Source organism: Streptomyces sp. NPDC088147 (assembly GCF_044741565.1).
Lineage (GTDB): Bacteria > Actinomycetota > Actinomycetes > Streptomycetales > Streptomycetaceae > Streptomyces.
This window is the reverse complement of the sequence record NZ_JBIUSY010000002.1, coordinates 1,193,083-1,207,926: the sequence shown is the minus strand read 5'-3', so window position 1 is coordinate 1,207,926 and position 14,844 is coordinate 1,193,083. Positions and strand designations below refer to the sequence as shown.

The following is a 14,844-nucleotide window of genomic DNA, read 5'->3' as shown; positions in this document are numbered from 1 at the left end:
TTCGAAGGAGCGATCAGCATATGAGCACCCCCTTTCCGTTCACCGCCGTGGTGGGAATGGACGATCTGCGGCTCGCCCTGTTGCTCAACGCGGTGAGCCCCGCCGTGGGCGGTGTGCTCGTGCGGGGTGAGAAGGGCACCGCCAAGTCCACGGCCGTACGCGCCCTTTCGGCGCTGCTGCCGGAGGTGCCGGTCGTCGCGGGATGCCGGTTCAGCTGCGATCCCGAAGCGCCCGATCCGCGGTGCCCCGACGGGCCGCACGAGACGGCTCCCGGCGCGTCCAGGCCCGCCCGGATGGTCGAGCTGCCCGTGGGCGCCTCGGAGGACCGGCTCGTGGGCGCGCTGGACATCGAACGGGCGCTGTCCGAGGGCGTGAAGGCTTTCGAACCCGGCCTGCTCGCCGACGCGCACCGCGGGGTGCTCTACGTCGACGAGGTCAACCTCCTCCATGACCACCTGGTCGACCTGCTGCTGGACGCCGCCGCCATGGGTGCCTCGTACGTCGAGCGCGAGGGCGTCTCCGTACGGCACGCGGCGCGCTTCCTGCTCGTCGGGACGATGAACCCCGAGGAGGGCGAGCTGCGACCGCAGTTGCTCGACCGGTTCGGGCTGACCGTGGAGGTCGCGGCCTCGCGCGAGCCGGAGCAGCGGGTGGAGGTCGTACGGCGGCGGCTGGCGTTCGACGACGATCCGGCCGGGTTCGCGGCGCGCTGGGCCGGGGAGGAGACCGCGCTGCGGGACCGGATCGTCGCCGCGCGGGCGCTGCTGTCCGAGGTGCGCCTCGGCGACGCGGCGCTGCTCCGGATAGCCGCGACCTGCGCCGCGTTCGAGGTGGACGGGATGCGGGCGGACATCGTGATGGCGCGGACCGCGACGGCGCTGGCCGCGTGGGCGGGGCGTACGGACGTGCTCGCCGAGGACGTACGCCAGGCCGCGCTGCTGGCGCTGCCGCACCGGCGGCGCCGTAACCCCTTCGACGCGCCGGGGCTCGACGAGGACAAGCTCGACGACACGCTGGACGAGTTCAAGGGGGAGGACGGCGACGGCGGGGACGACGACCCGGGTCCTGACGGGCCCGGTGGCGGCGGTGGCATCCCGCCGCAGTCCGGTCCCGAGGGGTCCGGAGCCCCCGACACGCCGCACGAGTCCGGGTCCGGGCAGGACGACACGCCCGTCGAGCACGACCCGGAGGCGCGGGACGACACGCCCGCGGAGGCGGAGCCGGGACCCCAGGGGCAGCCGGGCCGCGCCGGGGCGGGTGAGCAGTCCGCGGTACGGGCCGCCGAACCGTTCCGTACGAAGACGCTGAGCGTGCCGGGTCTGGGCGAGGGCGCGGCCGGGCGGCGCTCCCGGGCCCGTACCGAACACGGCAGGACGACCGGGTCCCGGCAGCCCAGGGGCGCGCTCACCAAGCTGCATCTGGCGGCGACCGTACAGGCGGCGGCCCCGCACCAGCGGGCGCGCGGGCGCAGCGGTCCCGGTCTGGTGGTGCGCAGGGACGATCTGCGGCAGGCGACCCGGGAGGGGCGCGAGGGGAATCTCGTGCTGTTCGTGGTCGACGCGTCGGGCTCGATGGCGGCCAGGCGGCGGATGAGCGCGGTGAAGGGCGCGGTGCTCTCACTGCTGCTGGACGCCTACCAGCGGCGGGACAAGGTCGGTCTGATCACCTTCCGGGGCAAGGAGGCGGAGGTCGCGCTGCCGCCCACCTCGTCGGTGGACGCGGCGGCGGCCCGGCTGGAGTCGCTGCCGACGGGCGGGCGTACGCCGCTCGCCGCCGGGCTGCTCAAGGCGCATGACGTGCTGCGGGTGGAGCGGATGCGGGACCCGGCGCGGCGTCCGCTGCTGCTCGTGGTGACGGACGGCCGGGCGACCGGCGCGCGGACGGCGGACGGCGCGGATCCGGTGGCGCTGGCCGCGCGCGCGGCGCGGCTGCACGCTTCGGAGGGGACGGCCTCGGTGGTCGTGGACTGCGAGTCGGGTCCGGTACGGCTCGGTCTGGCCGCGTCGCTCGCCGCGGATCTGGAGGGTACGGCCATCACGCTCGACGAGCTGCGCGCGGACAGCATCGCGGGCCTGGTCAGGGACGTACAGCGGGATGTACAGCAGGCGCGGGCACACAACGGACGACCCAGGAGGGCCGCTTAATGCCACAGGGACAGCCGGAATCCGTACCGGACGACGGGCTCACCACCCGTCAGCGCCGCAACCGCCCGCTCGTCCTCGTCCACACCGGCACCGGCAAGGGCAAGTCGACGGCGGCCTTCGGGCTCGCGCTGCGCGCCTGGACGCAGGGGTGGCCGGTCGGGGTGTTCCAGTTCGTGAAGTCCGCGAAGTGGAAGGTCGGCGAGGAGCGGGCGCTGAAGGTGCTGGGGGCGAGCGGCGAGGGCGGTCCTGTCGCCTGGCACAAGATGGGCGAGGGCTGGTCCTGGGTGCAGCGCGACGCGCAGTACTCCAACGAGGAGGCGGCGCGCGAGGGCTGGGAGCAGGTCAAGCGCGATCTGGCGGCCGAGACGCACAGGCTGTACGTGCTGGACGAGTTCGCCTATCCGCTGCACTGGGGGTGGGTGGACACCGACGAGGTGATCGAGGTGCTGCGCGAACGCCCCGGCACCCAGCATGTGGTGATCACCGGGCGCAACGCCCCCGGGAAGCTGATGGACTTCGCGGATCTCGTGACGGAGATGACGAAGGTCAAGCATCCGATGGACGCGGGCCAGAAGGGCCAGAGAGGTATCGAGTGGTGAACGTCCCATGGTGAACGTCCCGCGCCTGGTCATCGCCGCGCCCTCCTCCGGGAGCGGCAAGACCACGGTCGCGACGGGGCTGATGGCGGCCTTCTCGGAACGCGGTCTGGCCGTGTCCCCGCACAAGGTCGGGCCCGACTACATCGATCCGGGGTATCACGCGCTGGCCGTCTCCCCGGGGGCGTCGGGCGCCCCGGGACCGGTCGGCGCCCCGGGAGCCGCCGCGCGCGTCCGGCCGGGCCGCAATCTCGACGCGTACATGTGCGGTCCCGGTCTGATCGGGCCGCTGTTCGCGCATGGCGCGGCGGGCTGTGACCTGGCGGTCGTCGAGGGCGTGATGGGGCTCTACGACGGCGCGTCGGGCCAGGGCGAACTGGCCTCCACCGCCCAGGTGTCGAAGCTGCTGCGCGCGCCGGTGGTCCTGGTGGTGGACGCCTCGTCGCAGTCGCGTTCGGTGGCGGCGCTGGTGCACGGCTTCGCCTCCTGGGATCCGGAGGTACGGATCGGCGGGGTGATCCTCAACAAGGTCGCCACCGACCGGCACGAACGGCTGCTGTGCGAGGCGCTGGACGAGTCGGGCGTGCCGGTCATGGGCGTGCTGCGGCGCGCCGACGGGGTCACCGCGCCCTCGCGCCATCTGGGTCTGGTGCCGGTCGCCGAGCGGCGCGCGGAGGCGGTCGGGTCGATGCGCGAGCTGGCCGCGCGGGTGCGGGCGGGATGCGATCTGGAGGCGCTGCTGGCGCTCGCGCGCAGTGCGCCGGCGCTCGATGTGACGCCGTGGGAGCCGGCGGTCGAGCCGGTCGCCCCCGTGGCGGGCGCGGGCCGGCCGGTGATCGCGGTGGCCGGCGGGTCCGCCTTCACCTTCTCGTACGCGGAGCACACCGAGCTGCTGGCGGTGGCGGGCGCGGACGTCGTCCCGTTCGATCCGCTGCGCGACGAGGAACTCCCGGCGGGCACCCGGGGTCTGGTGATCGGCGGCGGGTTCCCCGAGGTGTACGCGCCGGAGCTGTCGGCCAATGAGCCGCTGCGCAAGGCCGTGGCGGAGCTGGCGTACTCCGGCGCTCCGGTGGCCGCCGAGTGCGCCGGGCTGCTGTATCTGGCGCGCTCCCTGGACGGGGCGCCGATGTGCGGGGTGCTGGCGGCCGACGCGCGGATGTCGGGACGGCTGACGCTGGGCTACCGGGAGGCGGTGGCGGTCGGCGACAGCGCGCTGGCGCGGGCCGGTACGCGCGTACGCGGGCATGAGTTCCACCGGACGGTGCTGGAGCCGGGCGCCGGGGCGGCTCCGGCGTGGGGCGTGGTGCATCCGGAGCGCAGGGTGGAGGGGTTCGTACAGGGGGGCGTGCACGCGAGCTATCTGCATACGCACTGGGCGGCGGCGCCGGAGCTGGCGCGGCGGTTCGTGGAGAGATGTACGGCGTGACGGACGGGCCGGCGGGGAGCGCGCGCTCCGGGTGTACTGGGTGTCCGGGGTGTCCCGGGTGCGCTGGGTGCGCTGGGTCAGTCGGCGACGCCGACCACCACCCAGATGAAGCCCACGCCGAGGACCGTGCAGAGCAGCGTGGAACGCGCGGGGTGGTCGTGGTGCGCCTCGGGCAGGATCTCGGCGGCGGCGAGATAGAGCAGGACGCCGGCGAAGAAGCCGAGGTAGCTGCCGAGCGCTTCTGCCGGGAGGGTGAACAGCAGGGTGGACGCGGCGCCGAGTACGGGCGCGATGGCGTCCGCGACGAGCATCGTGATCGCTCGGCGCCGGTCGTTCCCGTACAGGCTGGTGATCGTGTACGTGTTGAAGCCGTCGGCGAAGTCATGGGCGATGACGGCGAGCGCGACGGCGGTGCCCATGCCGCCGCCGACCTGGAAGGCCGCGCCGAGCGCGATGCCGTCCATCAGGCTGTGGCCCACCATGGCCGCCGCCGCGGTCAGCCCCACCTGGGGTACCCGCTCACCGGCAGGGGGGCCGGAGCCGTGCGGGTCGCCGCCGTGGGACGCGCGGCGGACGGCGAGCAAACGTTCCACCAGGTGGGCTACGAGAAAGCCGCCCACGAACAGCAGCAGTGCCTGGGGCACCCCGAGGATCTCGCCGCTCGCGGCGTGCATCGCCTCGGGCAGCAGATCCAGTCCGACCACGCCGAGCATGAGCCCACCGGCCAGGCCCAGTACGAGATGGCGGCGGTCGGTGACGCGCTGCGCCGTCCACCCGCCGAACAGCGTCATGAGGAACGCGCCGAGCGCGACGAACACCGCCATGGGCCCTTGCATAGCGGATCGGACCGGCACTTCGCACATCCGGAGCGCGCGCCGGGACACCGGGGGCGGAGCCCGGAACGTCCGGGGCGGGAGCCGGGGCCGGGGCGCGCGCCGGAGCCGGCGCTTGTCGTGGGCGTCGGCGCGCGCTCCGGCGTGTCCGTGGCGGAGGTGCTCGGGCTGATCGGGACCACGCTGCGCGACGCCGGACTCTCGCCGCGCGCCGTCGTCGAGCTGGCCACGGCCGAGAGCAGGACGGGCGAGGCGGGGATCGCCGGGGCCGCGGCGCGGCTCGGCGTCCCTCTGCGGGGGTACCCGGCCGCGCTGCTGGCCGGGATCGCCGTACCGAATCCGTCCGGGGCACCGCTGGTGGCGCTGGGGACACCGTCCGTCGCCGAGGCGGCGGCGCTCGCGGGCGGGGGCGAACTGCTCGTACCGAAACGGAAGTCGGGCACCGGCGCCGGACCCGCGTCGGTCACGTGTGCCGTGGCGGATAGAAGCCAGTCGGAGTGGAACCGGCCTGGGCGGAAATGATGTCGGTGTCGGCAGTAGGCGGACAGGCGGAAAGCGGACAGCCGGACAGGCAGAAGCAGAGAGCAAACAGACAGGCGATCAGGCACGCAGGCACGCAGGCAGACAGTCAGACAGAGAGCAGCGGGCTCGCGGCAGAGCGCGGACCGTGTGGTGACGCCCCGGGGAGTCCGGTGGCGGGAGCAAGGGAAAGGAGCCCGGTGATCCGCGTCGTCCAGCCCATCGAGAACAGCCGGGGAGTGACGTCCCCGCGGCGGGGATCGCGATCGCTTCCCTGGCTGTCGTTTCCCCGGCCGTCGTCGGCCCCGTCGCACACGCCGGACGCCATATCCGGCGACGACCCCCGTGACTGCCGTGTCTACGCGCGCTGACAGCCACGATCTGCGCCATCACGGCGACGCGGAGGTACGGGACGGCGCCGCGGGACTGATCGATCTCGCGGTCAATGTCCGTACGGGCACTCCCCCGGAGTGGCTGCGCGCGCGCATCGCCGACTCGCTGACCGGGCTCGCCGCCTACCCGGACGGGCGGGCGGCCCGCGCGGCGGTCGCGGCGCGGCACGGACTGCCGGTCGAGCGGACACTGCTGACGGCGGGGGCGGCGGAGGCGTTCGTGCTGCTGGCCCGTGCGCTGCCGGCCCGTCGGCCCGTGGTCGTCCATCCGCAGTTCACCGAACCGGAGGCGGCGCTGCGGGACGCGGGACACGAGGTGCGGCGGGTGCTGCTGCGCCCGGAGGACGGCTTCCGGCTGGACCCCGAGGCCGTGCCCGACGAGGCGGATCTGGTGATCCTCGGGAATCCGACCAACCCGACGTCCGTGCTCCACCCGGCCGAGGCGATAGCGAAGCTGGCCCGTCCCGGCCGGACGCTGGTGGTGGACGAGGCGTTCATGGACGCGGTGCCGGGCGAGCCGGAGGGGCTGGCCGGGCGTATGGACGTGCCGGGGCTCGTCGTGCTGCGCAGCCTCACCAAGACCTGGGGCCTGGCGGGCCTGCGGATCGGCTATGTCCTGGCCGAGCCGGGCACGGTCACGGCGCTGGAGCGCGCGCAGCCGCTGTGGCCGGTCTCGACGCCCGCGCTGGCGGCGGCGGAGGCGTGCATGTCCCCCGCCGCGCTGGCGGAGGCGGAGCAGGCGGCGTGCCGGATCGCGGTGGAGCGCGCGCATCTGCTGGCCGGGCTCGCGGAGTTCGACGAGGTGCGGACGGTGGAGGCGGCGGAGGGCCCGTTCGTGCTGATACGGGTGAAGCGCGCGGACGCGGTACGGGCCAGGCTCCGCACGCTGGGCTTCGCCGCCCGGCGCGGCGACACCTTCCCGGGGCTCGACCGCGACTGGCTGCGGCTCGCGGTCCGCGACCGGGCCACGACGAACCGTTTCCTCCAAGCGCTGGACCAGGCGCTGACGGCGGTCGGCTGACGCGGACGGTGGCCGGCTCAGGGCCGCCCTGACGCACCGTCTCCGCAGATCCGCGCCGCTGGACTCCGGATGCCCGGAGTCCAGCGGGAGAAATCCACCGTTTCCCATCCTCGGTACCGGGCTCACCACCGTTCCAGGGGTGTGACCGAGATACGCGCCAAAGGGGCAACGGCATGATCTCGAAGCCCTGAGCGCCGGGCCCGTCCCGTATTTCAGAGGGACACCTACGCTGTCTGCCAGCGGCAGAACAGCGGCCGGACCGGGCTCCACGATCACTACAGTCCCGCCACATGACGACGATTACGACGCGTACGGTCGAGTACCCGGCCGACGGTTTGACGATGATCGGGCACCTCGCGCTCCCGGCCGGTGTCGACCGCCGGCCTGCGGTACTGCTCGGACCAGAGGGCATGGGGCTCAGCGACGTCGAGCGCCGCCGGGCCGATGCTCTCGCCGAGCTGGGATATGTAGCGCTGGCCTTCGACCTTCACGGCGGGCGCTATGTGGGTGATCCCGAGGAGATGCTGGCCCGTTGCATGCCGCTGCTCGCTGATCCCGACCGGATGCGGCGCATCGGCCACGCGGCACTCGACGAGTTGCGCACCGAGCCCCGGACCGACCCCGACCGGATCGCCGCCATCGGCTACGGCACCGGGGGCGCCATCGCGCTGGAACTCGGGCGAGGCGGCGTCAACCTGCGCGCGATCGGGACAGTCAACGCAACTACCACGGGCCGACCGGGCGAGGCAGCGCGCATCCGCTGCCCGGTGTGGGCCGGGGTCGGATCGGAAGACCCGATCATGCCGCCCGCACAACGAAACGCTTTCACCGCCGAGATGCAGGCCGCAGGCGTCGACTGGCGCCTCGCGGTCTATGGCGGCGCCTTGCACGCCTTCCACCACCCGCCGGTCGACCACCCCGTGGTCCCCGGTGTCGGCTACCACCCACAGCACGCGCAGCGAGCCTGGCGCGACGTCGTCGACCTGCTCGCCGAGTGCCTGCCCGTGACGGAGGACCTGGGGGCATGACCCAGGCAAACATGCCGGCGCCAGGACTGGTCGGCGTCGCGCATGCGGGTGTGTCCGCTCCTGGAGCGGCGGTACGCGCCGTACGGCACGTGGCTGGGCAGCGCGTTCGGGCAGCTGGCCGTGGCCGGCAGCCTGCTGTCGTCGCTGCGGAGCGCGCTGGCGGCGACGGAGTACCCGGAGCGGGAACGCGGGCTGTGCGAGGCGTACGAGACGGTGGGCGCGCTCCAGAACGAGTCCGGGCTCGCCGAACCGGTGGATCCGGCGTGCCGGAGCTATCACAGCCGGCCGTTCCGGGTGCTGCACGCCGAACGGTTCGCGCGGGCGCTGTCGGCGACGGTCACGGATCCGGAGCTGCGGGGACGGCCGCTGACGGGCAGCGTGGACCAGTGGGCGGACAGTACCGGCCTTCTGAAACTCACGGGACCGGTGCGGGCCGCCACCCGGGCGCTCGGACAGCGCCCAGGCACCGGCCCGCCTGTCGGTGGCCCGAAGGGGCCGGAAGCGCCTCCCGCTTCCGGCCCCCCGGACCGCCCCCGGGCCCGCCCTGACATGGCGTCAGCGGGCAGGAGCGGGTCAGCGTCGGCGCGCGGCCCTCGCCAGCAGCAGCGCTCCGCCGCCCGCCCCGAGCAGCGCCACCGCGCCGCCCGCCAGGTACGGCGTCATGGAGTTGCCGCCCGTCTCCGCGAGGTTCTCCTCGGCCGGCTCCGCCACGGTCTGCGGCTTCGTGTCGGCCTTCGCGGGCGCGGACTCCTCCGGTTCCGGCGTCGGCGTGGCCGCGGGTGCCTTCGGCGACTCGCAGGTGGCCCCGGCGAGCGTGACGGTGCCCTCGACCTCGGCGACATTCAGCTTGAGCGGGTTGATCGACACCCGCAGTTCCAGCGCGCTGGCCGCGGCCGTACGGGACGTGGTGTGCGTCTTGGACAGATCGAGTGTCACCTCGCCCACGCCCGGGACCTCGACGCGGGTGGGACCGCCCGCGGAGAGCGTGACCCGCTTGCCGAGCACGGTCACCTGGCCGAGCAGCTCCGACTCCGCGACCGGCCGCTTCCCGGCCGCGCAGACCGCCTTGGAGGTGACCTCCTGGATCTCGATGAGCGAGAGCAGCGGCAGTCCGGGCACATGCACCTTGGCGTGGGCGAGGTTGCTGTATCCCTCCGCCTTGCGCGCGTCGGCGGTCGCCCTCGCGGTGGCCACGTCGGCGCGCAGCACGGTGAAGGCCCTGCCCTGGTCGACCCCGTCCAGCTGGACGCTCAGCGTCGTCTTGTCCGCGCTCGCGGGCGCCGACACCTCGTTCAGGGCGGCCCGCAGAGGCACGTTGAGGGTCTTGTTGAGCAGGGACACGTCGAGACCGGCCCTGAGCACGACCGCGGTCGCCCGTCCGTCGTCCGTGCCCTCGGTGGCCCGCGCCGGAGCGGCGAGGAGCAGGGGGCCCGCCGTCAGTGCGGCGGCGGCCGTCAGGGCGGCGGCGCGGCGTGCGGGCATGCGGAAGGTGTTGCTGTTCAAGATGTGGAACCCCCACAAGAGATTTGGTGTCGCCGGCCCGCCCAACGGGGACACGGGGCGGTGGCGACCGAGACACCGGAATCTTTACGCACGGAGAGTGAACCGGCAGACACCTGGGGTGAGTTCACTCCAAAGTGGGGTTTCCGGGTTCATATTCGATTCTTGTGGCACATGCGTTCCGCGGGCCCCAAGGGTGACGGCGCGTCAGGGTGCCGGAGTGGTGGACCCGTCGCCCCGGCCGGGTACGGGTGAGGGAGTTCAACGACCCCGAACGTCCCACGTCACGCCCCACGTCAACCGGGCGCCGCCCGGCCCTGACCGGTCGTCGCCCGGCCGTCACCGCGCCCGGGTGGGTCAGCCGACGATCCGCCCGTTCAGGACGATCCGCCGCGGCGCCGCCAGGACCCGTACGTCCGCGCGCGGGTCCTCGCCGTACACCACGAGATCCCCCGGAGCGCCCTCCTCCAGCGACGGACGGCCCAGCCACTCGCGCGCACCCCAGGTGGTCGCCGAGAGCGCCTCCAGCGGCGGGATCCCGGCCTTCGTCAGCTCCTCGACCTCGCCCGCCACCAGACCGTGGGCCAGACCGCCGCCCGCGTCCGTGCCGACGAAGACCGGGACGCCCGCGTCGTACGCCGCGCGCACGGTGTCGTAGCGGCGCTCGTACAGCCGGTTCATATGCGCCGACCAGCGCGGGAACTTGTCCTGTCCGCCCGCCGCGAGCCGCGGGAACGTGGCGATGTTGACCAGCGTCGGGACGATCGCGACGCCACGTTCCGCGAAGAGCGGGATGGTGTTCTCGGTGAGCCCCGTCGCGTGCTCGACGCAGTCGATGCCCGCCTCGACGAGATCGCGGAGGGCGGCCTCGGCGAAGCAGTGCGCGGTGACCCTGGCCCCGAGCCGGTGCGCCTCGGCGATGGCCTCCTCGACCTCGGCGCGCGGCCAGCAGGCCGTCAGATCGCCCGCGTCGCGGTCGATCCAGTCACCGACGAGCTTCACCCAGCCGTCGCCGCGGCGTGCCTCCCGTGCCACATACGCGACCAGGTCCTCCGGCTCGATCTCGTGGGCGTAGTTGCGGATGTAGCGGCGGGTCCTGGCGATATGGCGGCCGGCCCGGATGATCTTCGGCAGATCCTCCCGGTCATCGATCCAGTGGGTGTCCACGGGCGATCCGGCGTCCCTGAGCAGCAGGGCTCCCGCCTCGCGCTCGTCGAGCGCCTGCTTCTCGCTGGTCGCCTCGTCGACCGCGCCGTGATGGTCGAGGCCGACATGGCAGTGGGCGTCCACCAGTCCCGGCAGCGCCCAGCCCTCGACCGTACGGACATCGCGGGCGCCGGCCGGCCGGTCGTACGTGATCCGGCCGTCCACGACCCACAGTTCGTCCCTGGCCTCCTCGGGGCCGACGAGCACCCGCCCCTTCACCCGCAGCACCGTGTGATCACTCATGAGCAGCACTGTACGAGGGCGTGAGTACCCTCGACCGGGGGGTTCGCACAACGGTCCGGCCCCGGGCCCGTACCCCCGTGTCCGATGCCCCCGGAACGGCACCCCGGACCGATGCCCCGGACCACCCGCCCGACCGACCGAACCCCCGAACCGGACCGAACCGGACCGAACCGCCCGACCGACCGACCCACCGAAGCCCGACCGACCCACCGAAGAGAGCACCGCCGTGACACACCCGCTGCTGGACCTGCCTCCGCTGACCGCCGCGCACTTCGCCGCCATCGAACGCCGCGTGGCCTCGCTCCTCGCCACCGAGAACGATGTCGTGATCATGCAGGGCGAGGCCCTGCTGCCGCTGGAGGGCTGCATCCGCGGCGGCGCGGGCCCCGGTTCCACCGCGCTCAACGTCGTGACGGGACCGTACGGGCAGACCTTCGGGAACTGGCTGCGCGACTGCGGCGCGGTGGTCGTGGACCTGGAGGTGCCGTTCCACACGGCCGTGACCGCGGAGGCCATCGAGCGGGCGCTGGCCGCGCGTCCCGAGATCGACTTCGTCTCGCTGGTGCACGCGGAGGCCGCGACCGGCAACACCAACCCGGTCGCGGAGATCGGCGAGGTGGTACGGGCCCATGGCGCGCTGTTCATGCTGGACGCCGTGGCGTCGGTGGCCGCCGAGCCGCTGCTCACCGACGCCTGGGGAGTGGATCTGTGCGTGATCGGCGCGCAGAAGGCGATGGGCGGTCCCGCCGGGGTGTCGGCGGTGTCCGTGAGCGAGCGCGCCTGGGAGCGGTTCGCCGCCAATCCGCGGGCCCCGCGCCGCTCGTACCTCTCGCTCCTCGACTGGAAGGAGCGCTGGATCGACGGCGACCGCCGCGCGCTGCCGCACGCCCCGGCCCAGCTGGAGATGCTGGCGCTGGAGGCGTGCGTGGAGCGCATCGAGGCGGCCGGCCCGGAGACGGTCATGGCCCGGCACGCCTCGGCGGCCGCGGCCACCCGCGCGGGCGCGCTGGCGCTGGGCGGCGGTCTGACGCCGTTCGTCCACGAGGCCGCCGAGGCCGCTCCGGTGGCCACGACGCTCAGGACCCCGGCCGGGGTGGACGCCGCGGGCGTGGTGGCGAAGGCGCTGGCCGCCGATCCGGCGCTGCCGCTGATCGCGGGCGGCGGGGCGCTCGCCGCGGAGCTGATCCGCGTCAACCACTACGGCGCCGACGCGACCCCGGCCGCGGTGCGGTCCTCGCTGCTGGCGCTGGGCGCGGCGCTCGACGGCTCCGGCGGCGCGGTGGACACCGAAGCGGCGGTGCGGGCGGCCGACGAGGCGTGGACGCGCCGGACCGCCGTCTAGACGGGCACACCGTCTGGACGGGCACAACCTGACGGCACACACCGGACGGCACACCCGCCCCAGGGCACCCGCCCCAGGGCCGTGCCGCCGCCGGTCCCCGGTACTGCGGCTTCCCCGGATCGAATCCGGCCTCATATGTGGCCGCGGTATCCATAAATTGAAGAGGGCATTAATTATCGAATACGGGAAGACGCTTTATTCCGTGCAGCTTCCCGTATTCGTCTGCCCCCATTTTCCTGCCCTAAACGCCAAGATTTCATCAGGGCCCCCGGGATGATTCCGAGCGGTCTCCCGAGCGTTACGGATATGTGACCGACTCCACAAATCCGCCCGTTTCGCCCCACCATAGTGCTACATTTTACCCCGATTCCCGGCCGGCGCACCTGGTGCCACATGCCCGCGCGATAACACAGACCGGCGGTTCACCCAACCCCTGGCCAAGATGCATCTTTTGAATTTGCTGGGTAAATTCAATCCGTATGACCGCCGCACAAGCAGACCTTGCAGGCGCCCGAAGCGAAATTCCCCGATCCTTCACGACCGACGCCCCACGAGTGGAGGACGGAGCCGCGATCTGGCGCATCGCCCGCGACTCCGAGGTCCTGGACCTCAACTCCTCGTACAGCTACCTGCTCTGGTGTCGTGACTTCGCCGCCACCTCCCTCGTCGCCCGTGACGAGGGAGGATCCCCGATCGCCTTCGTCACGGGGTACGTACGGCCGGAGCGCCCCGAGGCGCTGGTCGTCTGGCAGGTGGCCGTCGACGCGAGCCACCGCGGACGCGGCCTCGCCGGCACCCTGCTCGACGAGCTGACCGCCCGGGTCACCGAGGAGCGGGGCATCACGGCCGTGGAGACGACCGTGACCCCGGACAACACCGCCTCGGACCGGCTGTTCACCGCGTACGCCGCACGTCACGGCGCGACGCTCGAGCGCGAGGTCCTCTTCGACGGCGGACTGTTCCCCGACGGGGTGCATCAGCCGGAGGTGCTCTACCGCATCGGCCCGCTCTCGCCCTGAGCAGGCCCGCGCGGGAGCCCGCCGAGGGCTCCGGCGCCGCCACGCCCGGGTACGCCCGCGCCGCGCCACAGGTGACACACGTCCCTCACATACGTGCCACGCCGCGCCGCAACGCACGGAAGCGTGCTGAGCCGCGTCACGTCGCGTACGGCGCGCACACCGCGCACGAGCGCCCGAGCCCCGAGCACACTCCCGCTCTCGTCCCTCCACCCGCACACCCCCATCGGCAGGAGACCCCCGTGACCATCACCCCGCCCGCACTGAGCGTTTTCGAGACCCTCGAATCCGAGGTACGCAGCTACTGCCGCGGCTGGCCCGCCGTGTTCGACCGCGCGCAGGGCGCCCGCCTCACCGACGAGGACGGTCATGGCTACCTCGACTTCTTCGCCGGCGCCGGCTCACTCAACTACGGCCACAACAACCCGGTGCTGAAACGCGCGCTGATCGACTACATCGAGCGTGACGGCATCACCCACGGTCTCGACATGGCGACGACCGCGAAACGCGCCTTCCTGGAGTCCTTCCAGAACGTGGTGCTCCGGCCGCGCGATCTGCCGTACAAGGTCATGTTCCCCGGGCCCACCGGCACGAACGCCGTCGAGGCCGCCCTCAAGCTGGCCCGCAAGGTGAAGGGCCGCGAGTCGATCGTCTCCTTCACCAACGCCTTCCACGGAATGTCGCTGGGCTCGCTCGCCGTGACCGGCAACGCGTTCAAGCGCGCCGGGGCCGGTATCCCGCTGGTGCACGGCACCCCGATGCCGTTCGACCACTACCTGGACGGCCAGACCCCCGACTTCCTCTGGTTCGAGCGGCTGCTGGAGGACCAGGGCTCCGGGCTGAACAAGCCCGCCGCCGTCATCGTCGAGACCATCCAGGGCGAGGGCGGCATCAATGTCGCCAGGCCCGAGTGGCTGCGGGCGCTGGCCGATCTCTGCCACCGCCAGGACATGCTGCTGATCGTCGACGACATCCAGATGGGCTGTGGCCGTACCGGCGCCTTCTTCTCGTTCGAGGAGGCGGGCATCACACCGGACATCGTCACGCTTTCGAAGTCCATCAGCGGGTACGGGCTTCCCATGTCGCTGTGCCTGTTCACCCCGGAGCTGGACGTCTGGGAGCCCGGCGAGCACAACGGCACCTTCCGGGGCAACAACCCGGCGTTCGTCACCGCCGCCGCCGCGCTGAACACCTACTGGGCCGACGGCCAGATGGAGAAGCAGACCATCGCCCGCGGTGAACAGGTGGAGCGGGCGCTGCTGGCGATCCGCGCCGAGAGCAGCGGCGACGTCCCCGACGTCCGGGGCCGCGGTCTGGTCTGGGGCATGGAGTTCGAGGACAAGGGCCGCGCGTCCGCCGTGTGCGCCCGCGCCTTCGAGCTGGGGCTGCTGCTGGAGACCTCGGGCCCGCAGAGCGAGGTGGTCAAGCTGCTGCCGCCGCTGACCATCACCGCGGAGGAACTGGACGAGGGGCTGCGCACGGTGGAACGCGCCGTACGCGAAACCGCCTGACCCGCGCGGCGCCACCGCGTCCGGCACCCGCCGTCCGACACTCGGCATACCACCACCTGACATTCGG

General features: G+C 73.0%; 12 protein-coding genes. 9 read left to right on the top strand and 3 right to left on the bottom strand.

Translation table 11 applies throughout. From position 1 onward, the window contains the following. The first annotated feature begins 20 nt into the window (after positions 1 to 20). The 3 genes from ACIOGX_RS10545 to ACIOGX_RS10535 are packed head-to-tail and all read left to right on the top strand — an operon-like array spanning position 21 to position 4,166. Positions 21 to 2,144, top strand: coding sequence for a putative cobaltochelatase (locus tag ACIOGX_RS10545; RefSeq protein WP_401911910.1), 2,124 nt, complete (start codon positions 21 to 23; stop codon positions 2,142 to 2,144). Further along, complete coding sequence (gene cobO, locus ACIOGX_RS10540) at positions 2,144 to 2,743, top strand: cob(I)yrinic acid a,c-diamide adenosyltransferase (protein WP_356517288.1); 600 nt, start codon at positions 2,144 to 2,146, stop codon at positions 2,741 to 2,743. The genes ACIOGX_RS10545 and cobO overlap by 1 nt, the downstream gene beginning before the upstream one ends. Before the next feature lie 7 nt (positions 2,744 to 2,750). After that, entirely contained in the window at positions 2,751 to 4,166 is a 1,416-nt protein-coding gene (locus tag ACIOGX_RS10535; RefSeq protein WP_401911907.1) for a cobyrinate a,c-diamide synthase, read from the top strand. Positions 4,167 to 4,243: 77 nt separating this feature from the next. On the opposite strand, the gene ACIOGX_RS10530 is transcribed toward ACIOGX_RS10535, so the two are convergent. Next, positions 4,244 to 4,990: a ZIP family metal transporter gene (locus ACIOGX_RS10530; protein WP_356517284.1), complete on the bottom strand. Its 747-nt coding sequence runs from the start codon at positions 4,988 to 4,990 to the stop codon at positions 4,244 to 4,246. 129 nt (positions 4,991 to 5,119) lie between these two features. Here ACIOGX_RS10530 and ACIOGX_RS10525 point away from each other — a divergent pair, with 129 nt between their 5' ends. The 3 genes from ACIOGX_RS10525 to ACIOGX_RS10515 all read left to right on the top strand — a co-directional run bounded on the left by ACIOGX_RS10525 (position 5,120) and on the right by ACIOGX_RS10515 (position 7,959). Next, a complete protein-coding gene (locus ACIOGX_RS10525) occupies positions 5,120 to 5,521 on the top strand; it encodes a cobalamin biosynthesis protein (protein WP_401911904.1) in 402 nt (133 codons plus the stop codon). 342 nt (positions 5,522 to 5,863) lie between these two features. Continuing rightward, positions 5,864 to 6,931, top strand: a complete 1,068-nt coding sequence (gene cobC / locus ACIOGX_RS10520) for an Rv2231c family pyridoxal phosphate-dependent protein CobC (protein WP_384774477.1) — start codon at positions 5,864 to 5,866, stop codon at positions 6,929 to 6,931. 290 nt (positions 6,932 to 7,221) lie between these two features. Continuing rightward, positions 7,222 to 7,959 carry a dienelactone hydrolase family protein gene (locus tag ACIOGX_RS10515; RefSeq protein WP_356517280.1) on the top strand — a complete coding sequence of 246 codons (738 nt, stop codon included), beginning with the start codon at positions 7,222 to 7,224 and terminating at the stop codon, positions 7,957 to 7,959. A 573-nt stretch (positions 7,960 to 8,532) separates the two neighbouring features. On the opposite strand, the gene ACIOGX_RS10510 is transcribed toward ACIOGX_RS10515, so the two are convergent. Continuing rightward, positions 8,533 to 9,462, bottom strand: a complete 930-nt coding sequence (locus ACIOGX_RS10510) for an SCO1860 family LAETG-anchored protein (protein ID WP_356517272.1) — start codon at positions 9,460 to 9,462, stop codon at positions 8,533 to 8,535. Between the two features lie 354 nt (positions 9,463 to 9,816). After that, complete coding sequence (locus ACIOGX_RS10505) at positions 9,817 to 10,908, bottom strand: amidohydrolase family protein (RefSeq protein ID WP_356517270.1); 1,092 nt, start codon at positions 10,906 to 10,908, stop codon at positions 9,817 to 9,819. A gap of 226 nt (positions 10,909 to 11,134) precedes the next feature. Here ACIOGX_RS10505 and ACIOGX_RS10500 point away from each other — a divergent pair, with 226 nt between their 5' ends. From ACIOGX_RS10500 to ectB, 3 genes are all read left to right on the top strand, one after another. After that, on the top strand, positions 11,135 to 12,250 hold the full coding sequence (locus ACIOGX_RS10500) for a pyridoxal-phosphate-dependent aminotransferase family protein (RefSeq protein ID WP_383972358.1): 1,116 nt from the start codon (positions 11,135 to 11,137) through the stop codon (positions 12,248 to 12,250). A 479-nt stretch (positions 12,251 to 12,729) separates the two neighbouring features. Further along, positions 12,730 to 13,269, top strand: a complete 540-nt coding sequence (ectA, locus tag ACIOGX_RS10495; protein WP_356517266.1) for a diaminobutyrate acetyltransferase — start codon at positions 12,730 to 12,732, stop codon at positions 13,267 to 13,269. A gap of 239 nt (positions 13,270 to 13,508) precedes the next feature. Beyond that, positions 13,509 to 14,777, top strand: a complete 1,269-nt coding sequence (gene ectB / locus ACIOGX_RS10490; protein ID WP_129769663.1) for a diaminobutyrate--2-oxoglutarate transaminase — start codon at positions 13,509 to 13,511, stop codon at positions 14,775 to 14,777. Positions 14,778 to 14,844: the final 67 nt, after the last annotated feature.

Coding starts and splice junctions, on each gene's coding strand:
- ectA (WP_356517266.1), top strand. CDS start 12,730: ATGACCGCCGCACAAGCAGACCTTGCAGGCGCCCGAAGCGAAATTCCC.
- ACIOGX_RS10530 (WP_356517284.1), bottom strand. CDS start 4,990: ATGGCGGTGTTCGTCGCGCTCGGCGCGTTCCTCATGACGCTGTTCGGC.
- ACIOGX_RS10535 (WP_401911907.1), top strand. CDS start 2,751: ATGGTGAACGTCCCGCGCCTGGTCATCGCCGCGCCCTCCTCCGGGAGC.
- ACIOGX_RS10505 (WP_356517270.1), bottom strand. CDS start 10,908: ATGAGTGATCACACGGTGCTGCGGGTGAAGGGGCGGGTGCTCGTCGGC.
- cobO (WP_356517288.1), top strand. CDS start 2,144: ATGCCACAGGGACAGCCGGAATCCGTACCGGACGACGGGCTCACCACC.
- ACIOGX_RS10515 (WP_356517280.1), top strand. CDS start 7,222: ATGACGACGATTACGACGCGTACGGTCGAGTACCCGGCCGACGGTTTG.
- ACIOGX_RS10545 (WP_401911910.1), top strand. CDS start 21: ATGAGCACCCCCTTTCCGTTCACCGCCGTGGTGGGAATGGACGATCTG.